This is a genomic window from Nocardia sp. NPDC050408, from assembly GCF_044458905.1.
Lineage (GTDB): Bacteria > Actinomycetota > Actinomycetes > Mycobacteriales > Mycobacteriaceae > Nocardia.
The window spans coordinates 995655-1015477 of sequence record NZ_JBITIL010000001.1; the positions used below are offsets into that span (position 1 = coordinate 995655).

The 19823-nt window shown below is 65.1% G+C and carries 19 protein-coding genes; 11 read left to right on the forward strand and 8 right to left on the reverse strand.

The window, feature by feature from the left end:
• Nucleotides 1-6: 6 nt before the first annotated feature.
• The 7 genes from ACIBJI_RS04405 to ACIBJI_RS04435 form a co-directional block, all read right to left on the reverse strand.
• Nucleotides 7-1602, reverse strand: a complete 1596-nt coding sequence (locus ACIBJI_RS04405) for a succinic semialdehyde dehydrogenase (protein WP_396957140.1) — start codon at nt 1600-1602, stop codon at nt 7-9.
• 100 nt (nt 1603-1702) lie between these two features.
• Nucleotides 1703-3310, reverse strand: a complete 1608-nt coding sequence (locus tag ACIBJI_RS04410) for an acyl-CoA synthetase (RefSeq protein ID WP_364344129.1) — start codon at nt 3308-3310, stop codon at nt 1703-1705.
• 12 nt (nt 3311-3322) lie between these two features.
• Nucleotides 3323-4567 carry a hypothetical protein gene (locus ACIBJI_RS04415; RefSeq protein ID WP_397082996.1) on the reverse strand — a complete coding sequence of 415 codons (1245 nt, stop codon included), beginning with the start codon at nt 4565-4567 and terminating at the stop codon, nt 3323-3325.
• On the reverse strand, nt 4561-5112 hold the full coding sequence (locus ACIBJI_RS04420) for a nuclear transport factor 2 family protein (protein ID WP_364344123.1): 552 nt from the start codon (nt 5110-5112) through the stop codon (nt 4561-4563). Before ACIBJI_RS04420 ends, ACIBJI_RS04415 begins: the two co-directional genes overlap by 7 nt.
• Nucleotides 5112-5327 (reverse strand): ferredoxin, encoded by a 216-nt coding sequence (locus ACIBJI_RS04425; protein ID WP_396957135.1) that lies wholly within the window; start codon nt 5325-5327, stop codon nt 5112-5114. The genes ACIBJI_RS04420 and ACIBJI_RS04425 overlap by 1 nt, the downstream gene beginning before the upstream one ends.
• Nucleotides 5324-6130 carry an SDR family oxidoreductase gene (locus tag ACIBJI_RS04430; RefSeq protein WP_364344117.1) on the reverse strand — a complete coding sequence of 269 codons (807 nt, stop codon included), beginning with the start codon at nt 6128-6130 and terminating at the stop codon, nt 5324-5326. Before ACIBJI_RS04430 ends, ACIBJI_RS04425 begins: the two co-directional genes overlap by 4 nt.
• The gene (locus tag ACIBJI_RS04435) at nt 6130-7335 is read right to left on the reverse strand and encodes a cytochrome P450 (RefSeq protein ID WP_364344114.1); all 1206 of its coding nucleotides are present in this window, start codon (nt 7333-7335) and stop codon (nt 6130-6132) included. Before ACIBJI_RS04435 ends, ACIBJI_RS04430 begins: the two co-directional genes overlap by 1 nt.
• 290 nt (nt 7336-7625) lie before the next feature.
• Between ACIBJI_RS04435 and ACIBJI_RS04440 the strand changes: the two genes are divergently transcribed.
• The 10 genes from ACIBJI_RS04440 to ACIBJI_RS04485 all read left to right on the forward strand — a co-directional run bounded on the left by ACIBJI_RS04440 (nt 7626) and on the right by ACIBJI_RS04485 (nt 18221).
• Nucleotides 7626-9149, forward strand: a complete 1524-nt coding sequence (locus tag ACIBJI_RS04440; protein WP_364344111.1) for an aldehyde dehydrogenase — start codon at nt 7626-7628, stop codon at nt 9147-9149.
• Nucleotides 9150-9167: 18 nt separating this feature from the next.
• Nucleotides 9168-9920, forward strand: coding sequence for an SDR family oxidoreductase (locus ACIBJI_RS04445; protein WP_364344108.1), 753 nt, complete (start codon nt 9168-9170; stop codon nt 9918-9920).
• Nucleotides 9917-10819 carry an NAD(P)-dependent oxidoreductase gene (locus ACIBJI_RS04450; RefSeq protein WP_364344105.1) on the forward strand — a complete coding sequence of 301 codons (903 nt, stop codon included), beginning with the start codon at nt 9917-9919 and terminating at the stop codon, nt 10817-10819. Before ACIBJI_RS04445 ends, ACIBJI_RS04450 begins: the two co-directional genes overlap by 4 nt.
• A gap of 97 nt (nt 10820-10916) precedes the next feature.
• Nucleotides 10917-11306 carry a carboxymuconolactone decarboxylase family protein gene (locus ACIBJI_RS04455; RefSeq protein ID WP_364344599.1) on the forward strand — a complete coding sequence of 130 codons (390 nt, stop codon included), beginning with the start codon at nt 10917-10919 and terminating at the stop codon, nt 11304-11306.
• 12 nt (nt 11307-11318) lie between these two features.
• Complete coding sequence (locus tag ACIBJI_RS04460) at nt 11319-12785, forward strand: FAD-dependent oxidoreductase (protein WP_396957133.1); 1467 nt, start codon at nt 11319-11321, stop codon at nt 12783-12785.
• 11 nt (nt 12786-12796) lie between these two features.
• On the forward strand, nt 12797-13375 hold the full coding sequence (locus ACIBJI_RS04465) for a TetR family transcriptional regulator (RefSeq protein WP_364344099.1): 579 nt from the start codon (nt 12797-12799) through the stop codon (nt 13373-13375).
• A gap of 78 nt (nt 13376-13453) precedes the next feature.
• Nucleotides 13454-14272 carry an alpha/beta hydrolase gene (locus tag ACIBJI_RS04470; RefSeq protein ID WP_364344096.1) on the forward strand — a complete coding sequence of 273 codons (819 nt, stop codon included), beginning with the start codon at nt 13454-13456 and terminating at the stop codon, nt 14270-14272.
• A 54-nt stretch (nt 14273-14326) separates the two neighbouring features.
• Nucleotides 14327-14752 carry an acyl-CoA thioesterase gene (locus ACIBJI_RS04475; protein ID WP_364344093.1) on the forward strand — a complete coding sequence of 142 codons (426 nt, stop codon included), beginning with the start codon at nt 14327-14329 and terminating at the stop codon, nt 14750-14752.
• Between the two features lie 81 nt (nt 14753-14833).
• Entirely contained in the window at nt 14834-15610 is a 777-nt protein-coding gene (locus ACIBJI_RS04480; protein WP_364344090.1) for an ABC transporter ATP-binding protein, read from the forward strand.
• 94 nt (nt 15611-15704) lie between these two features.
• Nucleotides 15705-18221 (forward strand): FtsX-like permease family protein, encoded by a 2517-nt coding sequence (locus tag ACIBJI_RS04485; protein ID WP_364344596.1) that lies wholly within the window; start codon nt 15705-15707, stop codon nt 18219-18221.
• Nucleotides 18222-18436: 215 nt separating this feature from the next.
• Here ACIBJI_RS04485 and ACIBJI_RS04490 read toward each other — a convergent pair whose 3' ends face one another.
• On the reverse strand, nt 18437-18778 hold the full coding sequence (locus ACIBJI_RS04490; RefSeq protein ID WP_396957127.1) for an ADP-ribosylglycohydrolase family protein: 342 nt from the start codon (nt 18776-18778) through the stop codon (nt 18437-18439).
• 217 nt (nt 18779-18995) lie between these two features.
• On the opposite strand from ACIBJI_RS04490, the gene ACIBJI_RS04495 reads away from it, so the two are divergent.
• Nucleotides 18996-19823 carry a phosphatase PAP2 family protein gene (locus ACIBJI_RS04495; protein WP_364344081.1) on the forward strand — a complete coding sequence of 276 codons (828 nt, stop codon included), beginning with the start codon at nt 18996-18998 and terminating at the stop codon, nt 19821-19823.

Genomic DNA, 19823 nt, shown 5'->3' on the forward strand with positions numbered 1-19823 from the left:
AGTGTTTCAGCGCAGCCTGAGTCGGCGCATGAGTCGTAGCGTCGTCAGCGTCGTCTTCAGTTGCTTCTCGTAGGGCAGGCCCGCGCGGGCCGCCATGACCTGGCGCTTCTGCACGCCGATATTCACGGTGTCGGTGTATTTGAGCAGGCCCTGATCGCCATGCCTGGTGCCGACGCCGGATTGTTTGACGCCGCCGGACGGGGTGCCCTTGGCGGCGTAGGTGGTCACGAAGCCGTCGTTGATATTGATATTCCCGGCCTCGAGCTGCGCGCCGATGCGGTTGGCGCGGGCCAGGTCTCGGCTCCAGACGCTGGCATTCAAACCGTAGGTGGTGTCGTTGGCGAGCCGGATGGCCTCCTGCTCGTCGGTGAACCGGTAGACGCTCACCACCGGACCGAAGGTTTCCGCGGTCGCGTGCGTCATCTCCGGGGTGACATCGGTCAGCACGGTGGGTTCATAGAATGCCGGGCCGATATCCGCTCGCGCTTTGCCACCGGTCAGTACTGTCGCGCCCTTCGCCCGGGCGTCCTCGACATGCGCCGCGACTCGCTCCATATGTTGCACCGATACCAACGAACCGAATTCTGGTGTGAAGTCGTAAGCCGCGCCGATCTCGGCGTTCAATTCCTCCGCGGCTGTGACCAATCGGCGCACGAACTCGTCATACAACTTGTCCTGCACATAGATCCGCTCGATGTGCATACATGCCTGGCCGGAATTCGCGAAGACCGCGAATGACGCACCGGGAATCACCTCGTCGAGATTCGCGTCGTCCAGCACGATCATCGGGTTCTTGCCGCCGAGTTCGAGGCTGCAGCCGATCAGATTGCGGCCCGCGCCTTCGCCGACCACCCGTCCGGTCGCGGTGGAGCCGGTGAACATGACGAAGTCGGCATTGTCGATCAAGGCCGGCCCCACATCGGGACCCTCACCGCAGACGACCTGGAACAGCCCCTTCGGCAGACCCGCCCGATACAGCAGCTCCACCCCGAATAGCGCGCACAGCGCGGTCTTGTTATCGGGCTTGAGTACGACGCCGTTGCCCGCCATCAGCGCGGGCATCGAATCCGACAGTGCGATGGCGAATGGGAAATTCCACGGCGCGATGACCGCGACGACGCCCTTGGGGCGGTGTTCCTCGGTCGAGGTGGTGATCAGTGGCACCGGGCCGCCGCGCCGCTTGGGCGCGAGCGCCCGGCGTGCGGTCTTCAGGTAGTGGCTGATGACCATCGGGACATCGCAGGATTCCTCGAAGGCCATGCGGCGGGTCTTACCGCAGCCGATCTGGATCAGGTCGGCAATGGTTTCGTATTCGGCGAGTATCAGGTCGTGTGCGCGTTGGAAGACCTCGAGGCGGCGCTGCAGCGGCCAGGCGGCCCACTCCTTCTGGGCCGCGCGTGCGGTCGCATAGGCGGCGGCGACGTCCTCGGGCGTCGATTGCGGTAGTTCGCCGACCACGGCGCCGGTGTAGACCTCGACCATCGAATACGCAGCGGCGGTGCCGGAGGCCGCGATCATTTCGGTGAGCCTGCCGATCAACGTTTCGGTGATCCGGGCGGGCAGCGCCGGTGCGGAATCCTTCTTTGCTTCGGTTGTATTCATCGGACCTTCTCCGTGCTGACGGCATATGCCCCCAAATTAGAACACGTTCTCATCACGACTGTCAGCGGCTTGATGGGGGATGACCTGGTCGAATGCATATTCAGTCCGCCTGATGATCCGGTGCGCGGCTCGCCGCGAACTCGCGTGCCCAGCGGTAGTCGGGCTTGCCGCTCGGGGCGCGCGTAACGACGTCGGCGAGCCAGATCTGCCTCGGCACCTTGTACCCCGCGAGGTGCTTGCGCACGTGGCGCTCCAGCGCGGCGAAATCCACCTCGGCACCCGCTACGGATATGACCGCGGCCACCTGCTGGCCCCAACGCTCGTGCGGTACCCCGATCACTACCGCGTCATAGACGGACTCATGCGCCTTGACCACACTCTCGACCTCTTCGACGAAGACCTTCTCGCCGCCGGTGTTGACGACCATATTGCCGCGCCCGATCAGTGTCACCGAGCCGTCCGGCTCGACCCTGGCGCGATCGTCGGTCACCACGATCCGGGCACCGTCGACCGTCTTGAACAGTCGCTCGGTCTTCTCCGGATCCTTGTAATAGCCGATCGGCACCGCGCCGGTCTTGGCCAGCCAGCCCTCGGCACCGGGTTCGACCGGTCGTCCCGCATCATCGACCACTATCGCGCCGCGCCCGCTCTGCACCCGCGGACCGCGGCCTGGATTGTCGTCCTTCTGCGCGAAACCGATACCGCCGAAACCGGTTTCGGAGGAGCCGATGGAATCGGAGATGATCGTCGACGGAAACAATTCCAGCAGTGCGTTTTTCACCGGCTGCGACAGCAGCGCGGCACCGGAGCCGATGGCGACGAGCGAGGAGGCGTCGACCGGTGCGGCACGGTAGGCATCGATCAGTGGACGTGCCATGGCATCGCCGGTGATCACCATGATCTGTGGGCGGCGCTGTTCGACCACCTGCCACACTCGCCGCGCATCGAATTTGGGCTCGAAGATCACGGCATTGCCGGACCACAGGGCGGTGAAGGACGGCATCATGGCGGCGGCGTGGATGAGCGGCGGGAGCACGAACCAGGTGCTCGGTTCGCCCTGCGCGCCGACACGGGACTGTTGATATTCGTCGGAAACCGGTTCATTCGTGTAGAAGTCGATGCCGCCGCCGAGAACCCGCCACATATCCTCTTGCCGCCACATGACGCCCTTGGGTCGGCCGGTGGTGCCGCCGGTGTACATCATGAACAGGTCGTCGGGGCTGCGGTCTATGACGCGGCGGGTGGGGGAGCCGCTGAGCAGTGCCTGCTCGAACGAGGCGGACAGGTCTGCCGGGGCGATGGTGTCGGCGGGTGGCCGATCGACGATCAGCACCCGGATCGACGGCGTTTCGGCGAGTGCTTCCAGCGCCGTGTCTGTGTATTTCTCATGGCACACAAGCACTTCGAGATCCGCGTTGTCATAGAGGTAGCGCAGTTCTTCGACGCCGTAGCGGTAGTTGATATTGATCGGCACTGCCCGCGCCTTGAAACAGGCAATGAGGGTGGTCATGGTCTCGATGCCGTTGTGCATCTGGAAACCCACGTGCGTACCGTGGCCGACGCCGATCGAGCCGAGATGATCGGCGAGCCGATTCGCGCGGGCCTCGAGTTCGGCGTAGGTGAGTGCGAGATCGCCCTCGATCAGCGCGGTGCGCTGCGGCATCGCGTCGACCGCGTGCTCGAAGAGGTCGGCGAAGTTGTGGGACATGGCAATTCACTCTCAGTGAATGACGGTGAGCGGTAGCGGGATGCCGCGGTCGGTGAAGGTGAAGGCGGCGCCGGTGCTGATCCGGGTAATGGCCACCTCGGTCGCCTCCTTGAACGGCGCTGCGGCGAGAGCTATCTCAGCGGTCCAGCCGTGTTCGTCAGCGGCGGCGGACCTGACGCCGAATCGCGGGTTCACGCCGCGCACCATGGCTTCCAGTGGTGCGAGATGCTCGGGATCAATCAGCGTTGGCCAGGTGCGGTCAGTGCTGGCATCGCTGTGCCACGGCACCCGCAACTGCACCGCATCGTCGGCGACGGAGACGTCGATTTTGCTGTACGGCAAGGGATTCCACGCCGGATGCAAACGCAATACCGCTGCCAACGCGGTTGGATCGTCACCGAGCCCGAGTGCGTTGCGAATCCGCTCGGAGGTTATTCCGGCGATGCCCGTGAATTGTTTGCGGCCGATATCTGTTGCGGTGTCGGCAGATCGAGCGCGCACAGCAGTCATGAAACCGATGGTGAGCAGGTGGTGTTGCAGGCAGACCTCGTCGGCCATCCGCACCAACGCCGATTTGGAGAAGTCCGCGAAGCGCAGATCACTGAGCAGCGGACCCGCGTAATCGCTTTGGCCCGGATCGTCCTTATCGATCGGGGCCAACTCCAGCAATGCGGCTCGGGAATTGGCGACCACCTCGGCATTCGGCGGTGTGGGCGGTGGAATATGTGTCGGGTCGATGATGACGGTCCACGCGCACACCGGCTTTCGGTCCGCTGGCTGACGCGGCGGCCGGTGGATCGGCCGAACCTGGGCATGCGGATTGGTGGCGAGGGCGGTCGCATCGAAGGTCGGATCCTCGATGTCGTGGCACATGGAGACCACGAACTCCTCGCCGAGCGGCTCCACATCCGCCAGCGCGCCGCAGTGGTCCAGCCAGAACTCGCCGTGATCGCGATCCTCGACGCGGAACCGGAAGTCCATGAACTGCGGCGGCGCACCGATATCGAGTTGCAGACCTTTGAAGATCGTCGGCACGTCATCGCCGTCGAAATCGAGCGCGCGGCGCATGCGGCGGGTGTAGACCGGACTGGCCAGCTGCCACTCCTCGATGGCGACCGCCGCCATGCCCTCGCGCCCGAATGCGCCGATGGAGTGCGCCATTCCGGACCGGTCGATCAGATGACCGCACAGCAGCAGTTCGGGCACCAGCGTCGCCAGCTGGGCCCGCGACAATCGGTCGAAGCTCGATATCACCACAGTGGAACCGGTGCTTCGCCGATCCGATACCAGCCCGGCAGCGTCTTACCGGAGACCGAACGCTGGATGCGCTTGTGCATCCCCGCCGTCAGCGCATTGTTCTGGATCATCTCCACGAACAACTGCGAGACATTGCCGAAGTCGAAAAAGTCACGCTGCCAGGTCCATTGGTAGTTGCCGCCGTAGCGGAACCAGCTGCCGCCGATACCCTCCGGACTGTAGTTGCGGCCATCGGGTCGCTTGTTATCGCTGATCTGTTTCCAGAACCCGATGACATCGCCGCTGCGCTCATCGATGACGAACTGTTGGTACGGATAGGACCAGCCCTCCAGCCCCTCCATCTCCTGACCGAGGGCGAGTTCCCGGATCTCGGCCCGCCCGACCGCCATGAATTCCTGTGTCGGTCCGTAGTTCCAGCCGTAGGTCGCGTCCTCGGTGTACATCTCGGCGAGCGGTTTCCAATCGCCCTTTTCCTCGCAGCGCTGGTTCTCCAGCACCCAGCGCCGGACCATCTCGTCGAGTTCGGCGCGGTCGAAATCTGGCATTACCGTGTTCCTTTCGCGGGGTCGTCGTCCCGGATCGATAGCGCTTGGGTGGGGCAGTAGCGCACCGCGCGTTCGATATCGGCGCGGTCTTCGGGACCCGGTGTCGGGTCGAGGATTTCGACCTTGCCGCGCTTGGGCACGGTGAAGGCCGAGGGTGCTTCGTCCTGGCAGACGGCATGCCCCTGACACAGATCCAGATCGGCGATGATCCTCAAGGTCGGCTCCCGTCCTCGGCATTCGGTAATGGACGCAGCGGGGCCTCGGGCTGGACCTCGATCAGCACGAGATGTGCCCCGCGCGGTGCGCAGACCACGGCAATGACCGCAGCGGCCAGATCGCCGGCACGCAGCATGTACGGATGACGGGCGAAACCCCAGGTCTTCCAGTCCTCCAGCATCGGCCCGACTACCTCGGGCGTGGAGTTCATGCCCATGCCGGTCAACGTCGGACCCGGGCGCACGAGTGACGCGCGAACCCCGCTGCCCTCCAGCTCCATTCGCATCTGCTGGACCATTGCCTCGAGCCCGGCCTTAGCCGCGCTGTAGGCGCCGGTGCGCGGGCGCGGTTCCTCGGCGCAGTCGGAGCTGATCAAGACGAAATCACCGCGCTGCCTGCGCATCATCCCCGGCAGTACCCGGTGCACCAACCGGTGCGCACCGACCAGATGCACCTGTACCTGCTGCAGGAACCGTTCCGGTTCCATCTCGTGCACCAGCGAGAATTCGATATCGCCCGCACCGGAGACCAGGATTTCGGTGGGTCCGAGGGTGTCTTCGGCCATGGTGACGAATTCGTCGATGGATGCGGGGTCGGTGACATCGAGCTGATGGGCGAAGGCCTCGCCGCCGTTGGCGCGGATCTTGGCCGCCAGCGCCTCGCATTGATCCACCCGGCGTGCCCCGAGCGCGACGGGATGCCCGAGTTCGGCCAGCGCCTCGGCCGTCGCGGCGCCGATACCGGAGGACGCCCCGGCCACAATCGCCGGTCGACGCATCGGATTCGGTTCGAACCGTGGCATTATTTGGCCTCCACGATGATGGGCAGGTTGGCGAACCCGCGGACATTGCTCGAGTGCACGCGCTTGATCCCGGCGTGGACGACGTCGTAAGACCGCACGCGCGAGGTGAATTCGCGCAGCGCGACGGTGGCTTCCAACCGGGCGAGGTGTGCGCCCAGGCAGAAGTGCACGCCCGCACCGAAACTGGCCATTGCGGCCTTATCGGTGCGTTCGATGCGGTAGCTGTCGCCGTCGGTGAAGACCTCCGGGTCCCGATTGGCCGAACCGATCAGCAGCAGCACCTTCGCGCCCTTCGGGATGGTCCGGCCGTGCTGGTCGATATCCACCGCGGCACAGCGCGCGACCATCTGGCTGGAGGTGTCGTAGCGCAGCGTCTCCTCGACCCAGTCGGTGACAAGCTCGGGTTCCGCGACGACCTTGGCGTATTCGCCCGGATTGCGCGCACTCCAATACAGCGCATTGCCGAGGAGTTTGGTGGTGGTCTCGTTACCGGCCACCACCATCAGGAACATGAAGCCGATGATCTCCTCATCGGACAGGGAGTCTCCGTCGATTTCGGCATCCAGCAGCGCCGAGGTGAGATCCATTGTCGGAGCGCGTCTTCGCGCGGCGACCAGATCCGCGTAATAGGTGAGCAGCGTGATCGATGCCTGCGCGGCGGCCATCGGGACATCCAAAACGCCGTCCTCGCGGTGCAGCACCAGATCAGCCAACCTGCGGATCTCCGCACGGTCGGCCTCGGGCACGCCCATTAGTTCGGAGATGACATCCATCGGGAGTTTGCCAGCGACCTCGTCGATCCAGTCGAACTCGCCGGTCGCGAGTGCCGGTTCGAGGTAGGAGAGTGTCAGTGCCCTGATCCGGTCTTCCATCTCGGCCACCCGCTTGGGGGTGAAGCCCTTGTAGACGAGTCGGCGCATGCGCATGTGCCGCGGATCGTCCATGGCCAGGAACGACATCACCCGACTCGCGTGCGGGCCCCAGGCCGCCGGATCCAGCGAGACCCCGTTGGCGCTGGACAGGCGGACGCTGTCGCGGAAGGCCGCGGTCACATCCGCGTGCCGCGACAGCGCCCAGAAATCCAGATCGGCGTTGTGATAGAGCGGCGCCTCGGTGCGCAGCCGCTCATAGGTGGGGTAAGGGTCCTCGTGGAACGCGTAGTCGTAAGGGTCGAAGGTCAGGGGCTCCAGTGAGGCGGCCGTCATCGCGATAACCCGGAATTCGAGAACCGGTTCTCATCAATGACCGGTGCCGCGGCATTGATGGGAGACACATAGCTGGACATGTGTCTGGACGGTACCAGCGGCGCGCCGGAATCGACAGGGGTTTCCTGAACAATCTGTGTAGGGATGAGGCTCGGGCCGAACAATGGCTGGTAGTTCTTCTCGGGTGCCCTCAGGCTAGCTTGCGAGCGCAGTTCTGAAACGGGTTCTTGCGCATGGGAGCGAAGCGAGACTATATTCCGTACACCTGTCCAGACAGTATCGGAGCCTTTATGAATGCAGCATCGCGCAGCGATTCGGTGAGCGGCGGTGATCGGGCGACGGGTGGGCGCAGCATCCTGCCCGCCGACGGTTCGCGCCTGCTGATCGGCGGCAAACTGGTCACCGGTGGGGACGGCGTCTTCGCGACGGTGAACCCGGCGACCGAAGCCGTCATCGGTCAGGCCGCGAATGCGAACGGCGCGGATATGGACGCGGCCATCGCGGCCGCGCGCACCGCCTTCGACGATACGGACTGGTCGCGTGATCACCTCTTCCGCGCCCGCTGCCTCGAACAGTTGCACACCGCATTGCAGGCAAATGTGGACGAACTGCGCGAGATCACCGTCGCCGAGGCGGGCGCACCGACCATGCTGACCAGGGGGCCGCAACTCGAAGGCCCGGTCGCGGACCTGTCCTTTTCCGCATCGCTGGCCGAAACCTACAGCTGGGAAACCGATCTCGGCACCGCGACCCCCATGGGCATCAAAAGTCATCGGGTGCTGCGCCGGGAGGCGGTCGGCGTGGTGGGTGCCATTACGCCGTGGAACTTCCCGCACCAGATCAATTTCGCCAAACTGGGTCCCGCGCTCGCGGCCGGAAATACCGTGGTGCTCAAGCCCGCCCCGGATACCCCGTGGTGTGCGGCGGCCGTCGGCGCGATCATTGCCGAGCAGACCGATATTCCGCCCGGCGTCGTCAATATCGTGACCTCCACCGATCACGGTCTCGGCGCGCAGCTCACCACCGATCCGCGCGTCGACATGATCAGCTTCACCGGTTCGACCCAGACCGGTAGATCGGTAATGACGGGCGCGGCGACGACTTTGAAGAAGACCTTCCTCGAACTCGGCGGCAAATCGGCATTCATCGTGCTCGACGATGCGAATATCGCGGGAGCCTGTTCGGTGGCGGCGTTCTCGGTGGCCGTGCACGCGGGACAGGGATGTGCCCTCACGACCCGACTGCTGGTGCCGCGCGCGGCATACGACGAAGCCATCCAGGCCGCGGCCGCCACTCTGTCGAGCATTGTGCCCGGTGATCCGGCCGATGCGCGCACCGTCTGCGGACCGCTGATCTCCGAACGCCAGCGGGCCAGGGTGGAGCGGTATCTGGAGATCGCGCGCGCCGAAGGCGGCCGGATCGTAGTCGGCGGCGGCCGACCACCGGGCCGCGAGCGCGGGTACTTCATCGAACCCACCCTGATCGCGGATGTGCCGAATACCGCGACGGTCGCTCGCGAGGAAATCTTCGGCCCCGTGCTGGTGGTGATACCGCACGACGGGGACGACGATGCGATCCGGATCGCCAACGACTCACCGTACGGGCTCTCCGGCTCGGTATGGGGCACCGACCCGGACCGAATTCGGCACGTCACCAATGGCGTTCGGACCGGCACGATCGGCGTCAACGGCGGCATCTGGTACTCCGCCGACGCACCGTTCGGCGGCTACAAACAATCCGGCATCGGCCGGGAAATGGGCGTCGCCGGGTTCGAGGAATATCTGGAAACCAAGCTCGTCGCGACCGCCGGATAATTATTAGGAGCTGATTTCATGACTCGATTCCCGGGAAAGACCGCCATCGTCACCGGCGCCGCCCAAGGCATCGGCGCCACATACGCCAAGGCGCTGGCCAACGAAGGCGCCAATGTCGTTGTCGCCGATCTGAATGCCGAACGCGGTAAGGCCGTCGCGGCCGAGATCACCGCCGGCGGCGGCAGTGCCATCTTCGGCGAGGTCGATGTGGCCGATCCGGAATCGGCCACCGCCCTCGCCGAATTGACCGTCCGCGAATTCGGCGCGATCGACCATCTGGTGAACAATGCCGCCATCTACGGCGATATGAAACTCAACCTGCTGCTCAGCGTGCCATGGGACTACTACAAGAAGTTCATGAGCGTGAATATGGACGGCGCGCTGAATATGACTCGCGCGGTGTGGCAGCACATGGTCAAGGCGGGCGGCGGATCGATCGTCAACCAGTCCTCCACGGCCGCATGGACCTACTCCAGCTTCTACGGCCTGGCCAAGGTCGGTATCAACGGCCTGACCCAGCAACTCGCCTTCGAACTCGGCGGTTCCAACATCCGCATCAATGCCATCGCACCCGGCCCCATCGATACCGAAGCCACCAAAACCGTGACACCGAGCGTCATCGTCGACGATATGGTGAAACGGTTGCCGCTCAAGCGAATGGGAACACCGGATGATCTGGTCGGCGCCTGCCTGTATCTGCTCTCGGACGACGCGAGCTGGGTCACCGGGCAGATCTTCAATGTCGACGGCGGACAAGTGTTCCGGTCATGAGTGAGCGCAGCGAGCGAACTATCGGCACGGCTGGCGAATTGCCGGTCGGGTTCATCGGTTTGGGCAATATGGGCGCACCGATGGCCAAGAGTCTGCTGTCCTGGCCCGGCGGACTCACCGTCTGCGATATGCGCCCCGATGCGGTCGCGCCGCTGACCGAAGCCGGTGCGGCATCGGCGGTTTCGGCCGCCGAAATCGCCGAGAAGGCGGCCGTCATCTCGGTGACCGTTCTGGACGATGCGCAAGTGCGGGCCGTGGTCACCGGACCGGACGGGGTATTGCGAACGGCCGCCCCGGGCACCGTAATCGCCGTGCACTCCACCATCAGCGACCGGACCGCCGAACAGTTGGCGGGCGAATGTGCCGAATACGGCGTCGAATTGGTGGACGCACCGATCAGCGGTGGTGCGGCCGGGGCGACGCGCGGCAAGCTCGCGGTGATGGTCGGCGGCAGCGATACGGCGTTCGAGCGGGTGCGCGGACCGTTCGGCTGCTTCGCCGATCTGGTCGTGCACGCCGGACCGGTCGGCGCGGGCACCCGAATGAAGTTGGCGCGCAACCTCTTGCACTTCATCGCCTTCACCGCCGCCACCGAGGCGCAGCGGCTCGCCGAAGCCGCGGATTTGGATATCACCGTGCTGGGCAATGTCGTCCGGCACTCGGACGCCGTCACCGGCGGCCCCGGCGCGATCATGCTGCGCGACCGCACCGCGCCGATCGAACCGAATGATTTCTGGCTGCCGATCCTGAGCCATGTGCGTGATCTCGGCGAAAAGGATCTGAGCCTGGCCCTGGATCTCGGCGCGCGACTCGGCGTCGAACTGCCGCTGGCGGAACTGGCTCTCGACCGCCTCGGGCCCGGGCTCGGCGTGCCAAAGGAAAGGGAATCCAATGAGTGAAGCATCGCGTAGCGATTCGGTGGAGGGTGGCGGTCGGGTGACGGGTGGGCGTGCGAACGGATCAGCGGATTCCGTGCGTCAGCGCGGGCTGGCCAAGATGGCCGAGGTCTACGGCACCGAATTCCAGAACTACCCCAGCGACCATTTCGCCATGACGGCCGATCATCTCTTCGCCGAAATCTGGTCGCGTCCCGGACTCACCATCCGGGACCGGCGACTGATCCTGCTCGGCGCGCTCACCGCCCAGGGGGCGATGGATACGGCGGGTATCCAGATCGGCGCGGCCCTACGCAACGAGGAGCTGACCGAGGCGCAGCTGCACGAGATCGCGCTGTTCCTCTGCTATTACGTCGGCTGGCCAAGTGGCACCAAACTCGACCTGTTGGTGGGAACGATTGTCGCCCAACAGAAAAAGGCGGCGCGTAAGAAGTCCGAACAGGCAGGGGAGTCCGATTCGCCTGTGCTGTCCGAAGACGTGAGCAAGTGAGGAACGCGAAACATGTCTGATGCCGCAAAGATCCGGCCGCTGCGTGCCGACGCGATCGCCGCGTGGGATTTCGAGGCGGATGTCGTCGTCGCCGGATACGGCATCGCCGGTGTCTGCGCCGCTATCGAGGCCGCCCGTGCGGGTGCCGACGTGCTGATCCTGGAACGCACCGGCGGCTGGGGCGGCGCGGCGGCCATGGCGGGCGGATTCATCTACCTCGGTGGTGGCACGCCCTTGCAGCAGGCGCTCGGGTTCGAGGACACACCGGAGAATATGGAGACATTCCTGCAGGCCGCGCTGGGGCCGGGACAGGATCGGGCGAAGATCGCGGACTACTGCCACAACAGCGTCGAGCACTACAACTGGCTGATCTCCTGCGGTGTCCCGTTCAAGGAGGAGTTCTGGGGTGAGCCCGGCTGGGAGCCGCCGCACGACGAAGGTCTGATGTACTCCGGCGGCGAGAATGCCGCGCCGTTCAATGCGATCGCGAAACCCGCTCCGCGCGGCCATGTTCCGCAGATGGCGGATAAGAAGATCGGTGCCAAGAGCGGCGGCTACATGCTGATGAAGCCGCTCGCCGACACCGCCGAAAGTCTCGGTGTCGGTGTCGAATACGACATCAGGATCCGGCGGCTGGTGATCGACGAGAGCGATCGGGTGGTCGGCGTCATCGCGACGCGCTTCGGCAAGGAGGTCGCGGTCCGCGCCGAACGCGGGGTCGTGCTCGCCACCGGCAGTTTCGCCTACCACCAGCAGATGATCGAAGGCTATGCGCCGCGGCTGATCGGGCGGCCCGCCGCCGCCATCGAGGAGCACGACGGCATCGGCATCCTGGTCGCGCAGGCGCTGGGTGCGGAGTTGGCCCATATGGATGCCACCGAGGTGGCGTTCTTCGGTGATCCGCAGCTGTTGGCGCGCGGCATCCTGGTCAACGGGCGCGGTCAGCGCTATATCCCGGAGGACACCTATCCGGGGCGGATCGGGCAGGCGACGCTGATCCAGCAGGAGAATCAGGCATTTCTGGTCATCGATGAGCAGTCGCTCGAGGCGGCGCTGGCCACGGTGACATCCACGCCGTTCTTTCGGCAGCCGCCGACCTGGGCGGCCGAGACGGTCGCGGAGCTGGAGTCCGATATGGGTCTGCCGGAGCGCGCGTTGCAGGGCACCGTCGATTGCTACAACTTGCACGCCGCCGACGGCAAGGATCCGTTGCTCGGGAAGAAGCCCCAGTGGGTCAAGCCGATCGGCACCCCGGTCGCGGCGTTCGATATGCGGGGATTCACGGCGGGTTTCACCCTCGGCGGGCTGCGCACCGATCTGGATTCGCGGGTGCTGCACGTCTCCGGGGAACCGATTCCCGGTCTGTTCGCCGCGGGCCGCTGCACCTCCGGACTCTGTGCCGGCGGCTATGTCAGCGGTGCGTCCCTCGGTGACGGCAGCTTCTATGGCCGACGCGCCGGTCGTGCCGCCGCAAAGTAGGATCTAGACACATGTCCGAAGGTGAGTCCATCATCCTGGAGGCGACCCGGCGTCGCCTCACCGAGAAGCAGGCCGACACCGTCGACAAGCTGACCAGGGCCGCAGTGGAAGTGCTTGCGCGCGAAGGCTTCGCGGGGATGACCATCCGCATGGTCGCCGCAGCGGCCGGTGTCGGCACCGCCACGGCGTATACCTACTTCTCCTCCAAAGAACACCTCGTCGCCGAGATCTTCTGGCGTCGCCTGTTCGCCAGTTCGGCTCCCGTCAGCGAGGATCCGGACCCCACGGTCCGGGTCGTCGCCGAGCTGCGCAATATCGCCATGCTCGTCGCCGATGAGCAGGAACTCTCGGGCGCGGTGACCAGTGCCCTACTCGGCCGCGATCCCGATGTGGCCCATCTCCGCGCGCGGATCGGGATGGAGATCCGCAAACGACTGGTGCGCGCTCTCGGTCCCGACGCCGACCAGGACGTAGTCGAATCCCTGGAACTCCTCTACGCGGGCGCGCTCGTCCGCGCGGGTATGGGCTACGCCTCCTACTCCGAAATCGCCGACCGCATCGAGAAGTCGGCGCTGCTGATCCTGAAGTAGGGCGCTTACCTGTGAGGTAATCGACTTCATTATCCGGGCTCGCAATGATGGTGGGGCACCTCATGATTGGAGAAACCGATGCCCTACTTCGAATCGCACGACGGCACCGCACTGCACTACCAGGACTGGGGGTCCGGGCAGCCGGTGCTTTTCCTGGCCGGTGGCTGGTTGAGCAGCACCTCGTGGGAGTTGCAGATGCTGCCGCTGTCCAAGCAGGGGCTGCGGTGCCTGTCCTACGACCGGCGTGGACACGGCAAGTCGGACTGGGTCGGGCACGGCTACGACTACGACACGCTGGCCGCGGATCTGGCGGCATTCCTGGAACATCTCGATTTGCGCGAGGTCACCGTGGTCGCACATTCGATGGCGGGCGGTGAGATCGTCCGATACCTGACCCGGTACGGCAGCGATCGGATCAGCCGGGTCGCGCTGGTCTCGGTGACAATGCCGTATTTCGCGCAGGCCGAGGACAATCCGAACGGCGTGCCGAAGGCGGTTTTCGATGCGGTTGGTGCGGCGCGCGCCGCGGACCGGCCGCTGTGGATGGAGCAGAACGCGCAGGCATTCTTCGCGACACATTTGGGCAACCAGGTGTCCTCGGCGCGGATCGCCTGGATGGTCCAGAAGTGCATGGACTGTTCACTTCTGGCGGCGGACGAGATCATGAATACGATCTACAACGCCGACTTCCGCGACGAGTTGCGCGCACTCACCGTGCCCACGCTGGTCATCCACGGTGACGCCGACGCTTCGGCCCCCATCGACCTCTGCGGTCGGGTGATCAAGGACCTGATTCCCGGCAACACCTACAAGGAATACCCGGCTACCGGCCACGGCATCATGATCTCGCACGCCGCGCAACTCAATGCCGACATCCTCGATTTCGTCAAGGCATGAGGCTCGATGCGGTAGCGGCGGATTCTTGTCGTACCCCGCCGCTACCGTGAGCCCATGGGATTCGCGCTCTCGCTCACGGTGTCGCCCGAGGATATCGATGGCAACGGGCATATGAACCAGGCCGTTTATCTGCAATACGCGGAACGAGCGCGGTGGGCCTGCCTGCGGGAGGGCGGCTTATCCCAGGAGAAGCTGCTGGAGGCCGGAGTCGGGCCGATCTCGCTGCAGGTGACGCTCCAATTCAAACAGGAACTGTTCGTGGGCGACGAAGTCACTGTCACTTGCGATTTCGCCTGGGATGGCAAGACCCACCGGACCATCCAGGAGATCCGCAAGGCGGACGGCACGATCTCCGCCGAGATCGTCGGCGTGGGCGGTCTACTCGATCTCACCGAACGGCGCTTGGTGCCGGACGGCGCGCGCTACTTCCGCGACCTCGCGCAGGATCCCACGGTCTTCGGTCTGGGCCGGTCGGAGTAGTTCTAAGGGTTCATTGAGACCTCGAGAGTTGGGGGACGTCCCTGATGGCGCGGGCGCGCGATACCGGACAGACTGGATCCCATGACTTCGCACGCCCTAGGTGCCGACCTCGAGAATTCGGCAGCCGCCACTACTGTGGCGGCCCGCGCCATCGACCTGGTGAAGGTCTATGGACACGGAGATACGCAGGTCAGGGCACTGGATGGGGTATCGGCAGAGTTCGTGAAGGGGGAGTTCACCGCGATCATGGGGCCCTCCGGATCGGGCAAATCGACCCTGATGCACTGCCTGGCCGGCCTGGACAGTGCCAGCACCGGAACCGTGCGGATCGGTGATACCGATCTCGCCGAGCTTTCCGATAAGCAGATGACCAGGCTGCGCCGCGATCGCATCGGCTTCGTCTTCCAGGCGTTCAACCTGGTGCCGACGCTGACCGCGCAAGAGAACATCACCTTGCCGCTGGATATCGCGGGCCGCAAGCCTGACCAGGACTGGCTGGATACGGTCATCAAGCGGCTCGGGCTCACCGATCGACTCACACACCGGCCCAGCGAACTGTCCGGCGGGCAGCAGCAGCGCGTGGCCTGTGCGCGGGCGCTGGCAGGGAAGCCGGAGATCATCTTCGGTGACGAGCCGACCGGCAATCTCGACTCGCGCGCCTCGGAGGAGGTGCTCTCGATCCTGCGCGCGGCGGTGGACGAATTCGGGCAGACCGTCGTCATCGTCACCCATGAGCCGCATGCGGCGGGATATGCCGACCGGGTGGTGTTCCTCGCCGACGGTCGCATTGTCGACGAGTTGCGTGATCCGACCGCCGAATCGGTGCTCGACAAGATGAAGTCGCTGGAGCAGGTGTAGTGAGCGAGCGTCAGCGAGTGAACCAAAGACACAGCGCGCCTTCGCGCACGACGGAGCCGAGCGTCAGCGAGGCGCAGTCGTGAGCGGCAAACCGATGCGCAAGGTGGTCTTGCGCAATCTCGCCGCGCACAAGGTGCGCCTGGCATTGACCCTGCTATCGGTGGTGCTCGGAACCGCATTCATCGCTGGCTCATTCGTCTTCACCGACACGTTGCAGCGCACCTTCGACGGAATCTTCGCCAATCAGGCCAAGGGCGTCGATGTTCGAGTGAGTCCGCAAAAGCAACAGGCACAGGGCATCCCGCTCAGCATGGTCGATCAGATCTCGAAGATGGACGGGGTGCGGGCGGTCGCGCCGAGCGTCAACGGACCGTTGGTGCTGCTGTATCCGGATGGCAAAAAGGCCGTACAGACCGGTGGCGCACCGACTTTCGGTCAGTCCTATATTCCGCCGGATAAGGCGGTCGCCGAACCGGATAAGTTCGTTCACGGCGTTCCGCCCGCGCACGAGGGCGAAATCGCGCTCAATACCGGCGGTGCCGAACGCGCGGGTCTGCATGTCGGTGACAAGACCAAAGTGCTGGTTCCCTCACACGGTAACCCGATCGACGTCACCCTCACCGGAGTCTACGAAGTCCCTTCGGACACCGGCGGATTCATCGGCGTGCTGTTCGACGACACGCAGGCCCGCCAGCTGTTCACCGACGGTTCGCATGTCGCCTATGTCGATATCGCGGCCGCCGCCGGTACGCCCGGCGACGAACTGCGCGACAGCATCGCGAACGTACTGGTGGATTACAAGGTGCAGAACGGCGATCAGGTGCGCGCCGATCTGAAGAAGGAAGTCTCCAACGCGCTCAACTTCATCAATTACTTCCTGCTCGCCTTCGGGGCGATCGCACTGATCGTCGGCACCTTCATCATCTACAACACCTTCTCGATGATCGTGGCCCAGCGGCTGCGTGAGCTGGCGCTACTGCGCGCGGTCGGCGCGAGTCGGCAACAGGTGGGCCGATCCGTGGTCACGGAGGCACTGGTCATCGGATTGATCGGCAGCACAATCGGTTTGGCGTGCGGCATCGGTCTGGCCTTCGGGCTTTCGGCACTGCTCAACGCATTCGATCTCGGCCTGCCGACCGGATCGCTGACGGTGCTGCCGCGCACGGCGATCGTAGGACTGCTCGTCGGGCTGCTGGTGACGGTGGTCAGCGCCTATGCGCCCGCGCGTCGCGCCGCCAAGATTCCGCCGGTGGAGGCCATGCGCGAGGAGTTCGCCTCGACCGGTGAATCGCTGCGGCTGCGGACCGGAATCGGTATTGCGCTGGCCGTCGCGGGTGTGGTGCTCGTGGTGCTCGGTGCGCAGAAGACCGGCGGCCATGCCGCATTGACGGTCGGGATCGGCGCGCTCGGCCTGATCTTCGCGGTACTGCTGGCCGCACCCGCATTGTCGCGGCCGGTGGTGGGCGGTCTCGGGGTGCTGCTGCGGCCGTTCGGTCCTATTGGTCGGATGTCGCGCAATAATGCCGCGCGCAACCCACGGCGCACTGCCGCAACGGCTTTCGCGCTCACCCTCGGTCTGATGCTGGTGACCGCGATCGGCATGCTCGGCGCATCTGCGAAGGCCAGCGTGACCGTGCTCGTCGACAAGGGTGTGAAGGCCGACTACGTGCTGGCCGGACCGCAGCTGATCGGTGTGCCGCTCGGCGCGGGTGACGCGGTGCGCAAATCGGTGCCCGGGGTGGCGGATGTGGTCGGCTTGCGCGGTGTCACGTTCAAGGTGGGCGATGAGCAGCTGACCGGCACCGAATTCGACGGCTCGCCCGACAGCGTCCTCAACTACGACATGATCGAGGGCACCAACACGCTGGGTGACCGCGATGTCATGGTGTCGGAGAACGAGGCCGACAAGCGCGGCTGGAAGGTCGGCGATCAGGTCACCGTGACGAGCCTCGGGTTCAAGAAGATTCCGGTCAAGGTGGTCGGCATCTACAAGAAGACGCCGTTGCTCGGCCCCTTGGTGGTGTCGCCGGTCATGTACGACGAGGTGATGCCGGTCAACTTCCGGACCAACCTGTTCATGTTCGTCAAGGCCGAGCCCGGTGCCGACCTCACCCGGATGCGTACCGATCTGGAGAATGCGACCGAGCAGTTCGTCGTGGTCCAGGTGCAGGACCGCGAGGAGTTCAAGGGTGCGCAGGGCAAGCAGATCAATACGCTGCTCGCCATCCTGTACGGGCTGCTCGCGCTCGCGGTGGTGATCGCGATTCTCGGCATCGTCAATACTCTGGCGCTGTCGGTGGTGGAACGCCGTCGAGAGATCGGCATGTTGCGCGCGGTCGGCATGCAACGGGCGCAGGTGCGCCGAACCATCTATCTGGAATCCATGCTGATAGCGGTATTCGGTGCGATCGTCGGGATGCTGCTCGGTCTCGGCCTCGGTGTCGGCTTCCTGCGAACCCTGCGTGACCTGGGCATCGATGAGATCGCTATCCCGTGGAACCAACTGGTGCTGGTGCTCATCAGCTCGGCCGTGGTCGGTGTGCTGGCCGCGCTGTGGCCAGGTATTCGCGCCGCCCGTACGCCACCGCTGGCGGCTATCGCGGATCTGTAGGTCCTAGCCAGGGAACCTCGGGTGCGGGCATCCGTCCGCCCTCGTGCGCGGCCAGTTCGATGGCGGTGGCGAGGGCGGTCGAGGTCTCCGCGTGGTTGTTGTGCCGGGTGAATTCGGTGCGGGCAGGTCGAGTGCGGAACCGAGGTCAGCGCCTCGGGACAGACCCGCGATTATCGCGGCTAGGACCTCGAAATGCGTCGGCTTGTCGTATTCGCTCATCCGACCCGGCAATGGTGCCCCGCAGGCAGTCGGCCGCTCGGATTGCCCTGGGTGAGTGCCGCTGTGTCACAGCCGAATTCGAAGATCTGTCGGATGGTCCTCCGGCGGTCGAGACCGCAGGGTGCCGCGCGGACGACGGCCGCGCAGCCCTTGGAGTCATTGATGGGTGCGGTCCGGGTGCCGAGCGGGCCCGGTTCTCGCCGCTCGGCCGCTCGCCGTAGGGCGGAGATCGGGGCGTGGGTGTTGCCGCGATGGCTCATGAGTTCCTGCGACAGGATGCTCTGCGGTGCGTAGGGCTGGCGCGGGATGGTGTGCCGCGTACACCGCGCCCATGCCACCGCGGCTCAGTTCCCGTTCGATTACGTTCTCCGCGAATACATCACCACGGCGCAGCGAGCGGGCCCCTCCAACGCGTCGAGATCGCCGAGCAGCCTATCGGAGATGTGTCTGTCCGGTCACAGTGTGCTGAGTCTGGCTAACGAGTAATGCTACGGTAAGCGGAGGTAGTTACTCCGTTTAACATGTGGGGTTGGATGGGGAAGGAGGCCGCTGGCAATGGTGGCAGTGGGTCTCGGTGGTCCGAACGTGGATTTTTCGCCCGCGTTCGGCGGCATCGCCGAGAAGATGGGGGCGGCGGTGCACGGCCGCGGCGGCGAGGCGGTTCGACAGCTCGCATTGATCACCGTGCTTTATCTGGCCTATCGGGTGGGGCGGATGTTCACCGCCGACGACACCGTGCACGCGCTCGGCAATGCCAGGGCCATGCTCGGGCTCGAGGATAAGCTCGGGCTGCCGGAGGAGACCACAGTGCAGGCGGTATTCCTGCACCGGGGTTCTCTCGCGGTACCGGCCAATTTCTATTACGCCACCGCACATTTCACGGTGGCGGTCGCGGTGCTGTTGTGGCTGTGGGCCTTCCGGCCGGAGCACTACCGCTGGACCCGCAACCTGATGGTGGCATTGACCGGGGCCGCGCTCATGGTGCATGTACTGATACCGCTCGCACCGCCGCGCATGCTGCCCGACTACGGTTTCGTCGACCTCGCCGCAGTCCACGGCCAATCCGTCTATGGCTCACCGGATTCCGGCGGACTCTCGAACCAGTTCGCGGCCATGCCCTCGCTGCATGTGGGGTGGGCCCTGCTGCTGGCCTTCGCCATGGTCGCGGCGACCGGTAGTTCCTGGCGGTGGCTGGCATTGGCGCATCCGGTGCTCACCACCGTCGTCGTGGTCGGGACCGGCAATCACTACTGGCTCGACGCGATCGTCGCGGTGGTGCTGCTCGGGTTGGCGGCGCTGCTGCATCCGCTGGTGGTGCCCGCCTCGGCTACGGCGTGGGGCGCCATGGGGCCGGTGGGTCCGCAGCCGGTGCCGACGCGCTGA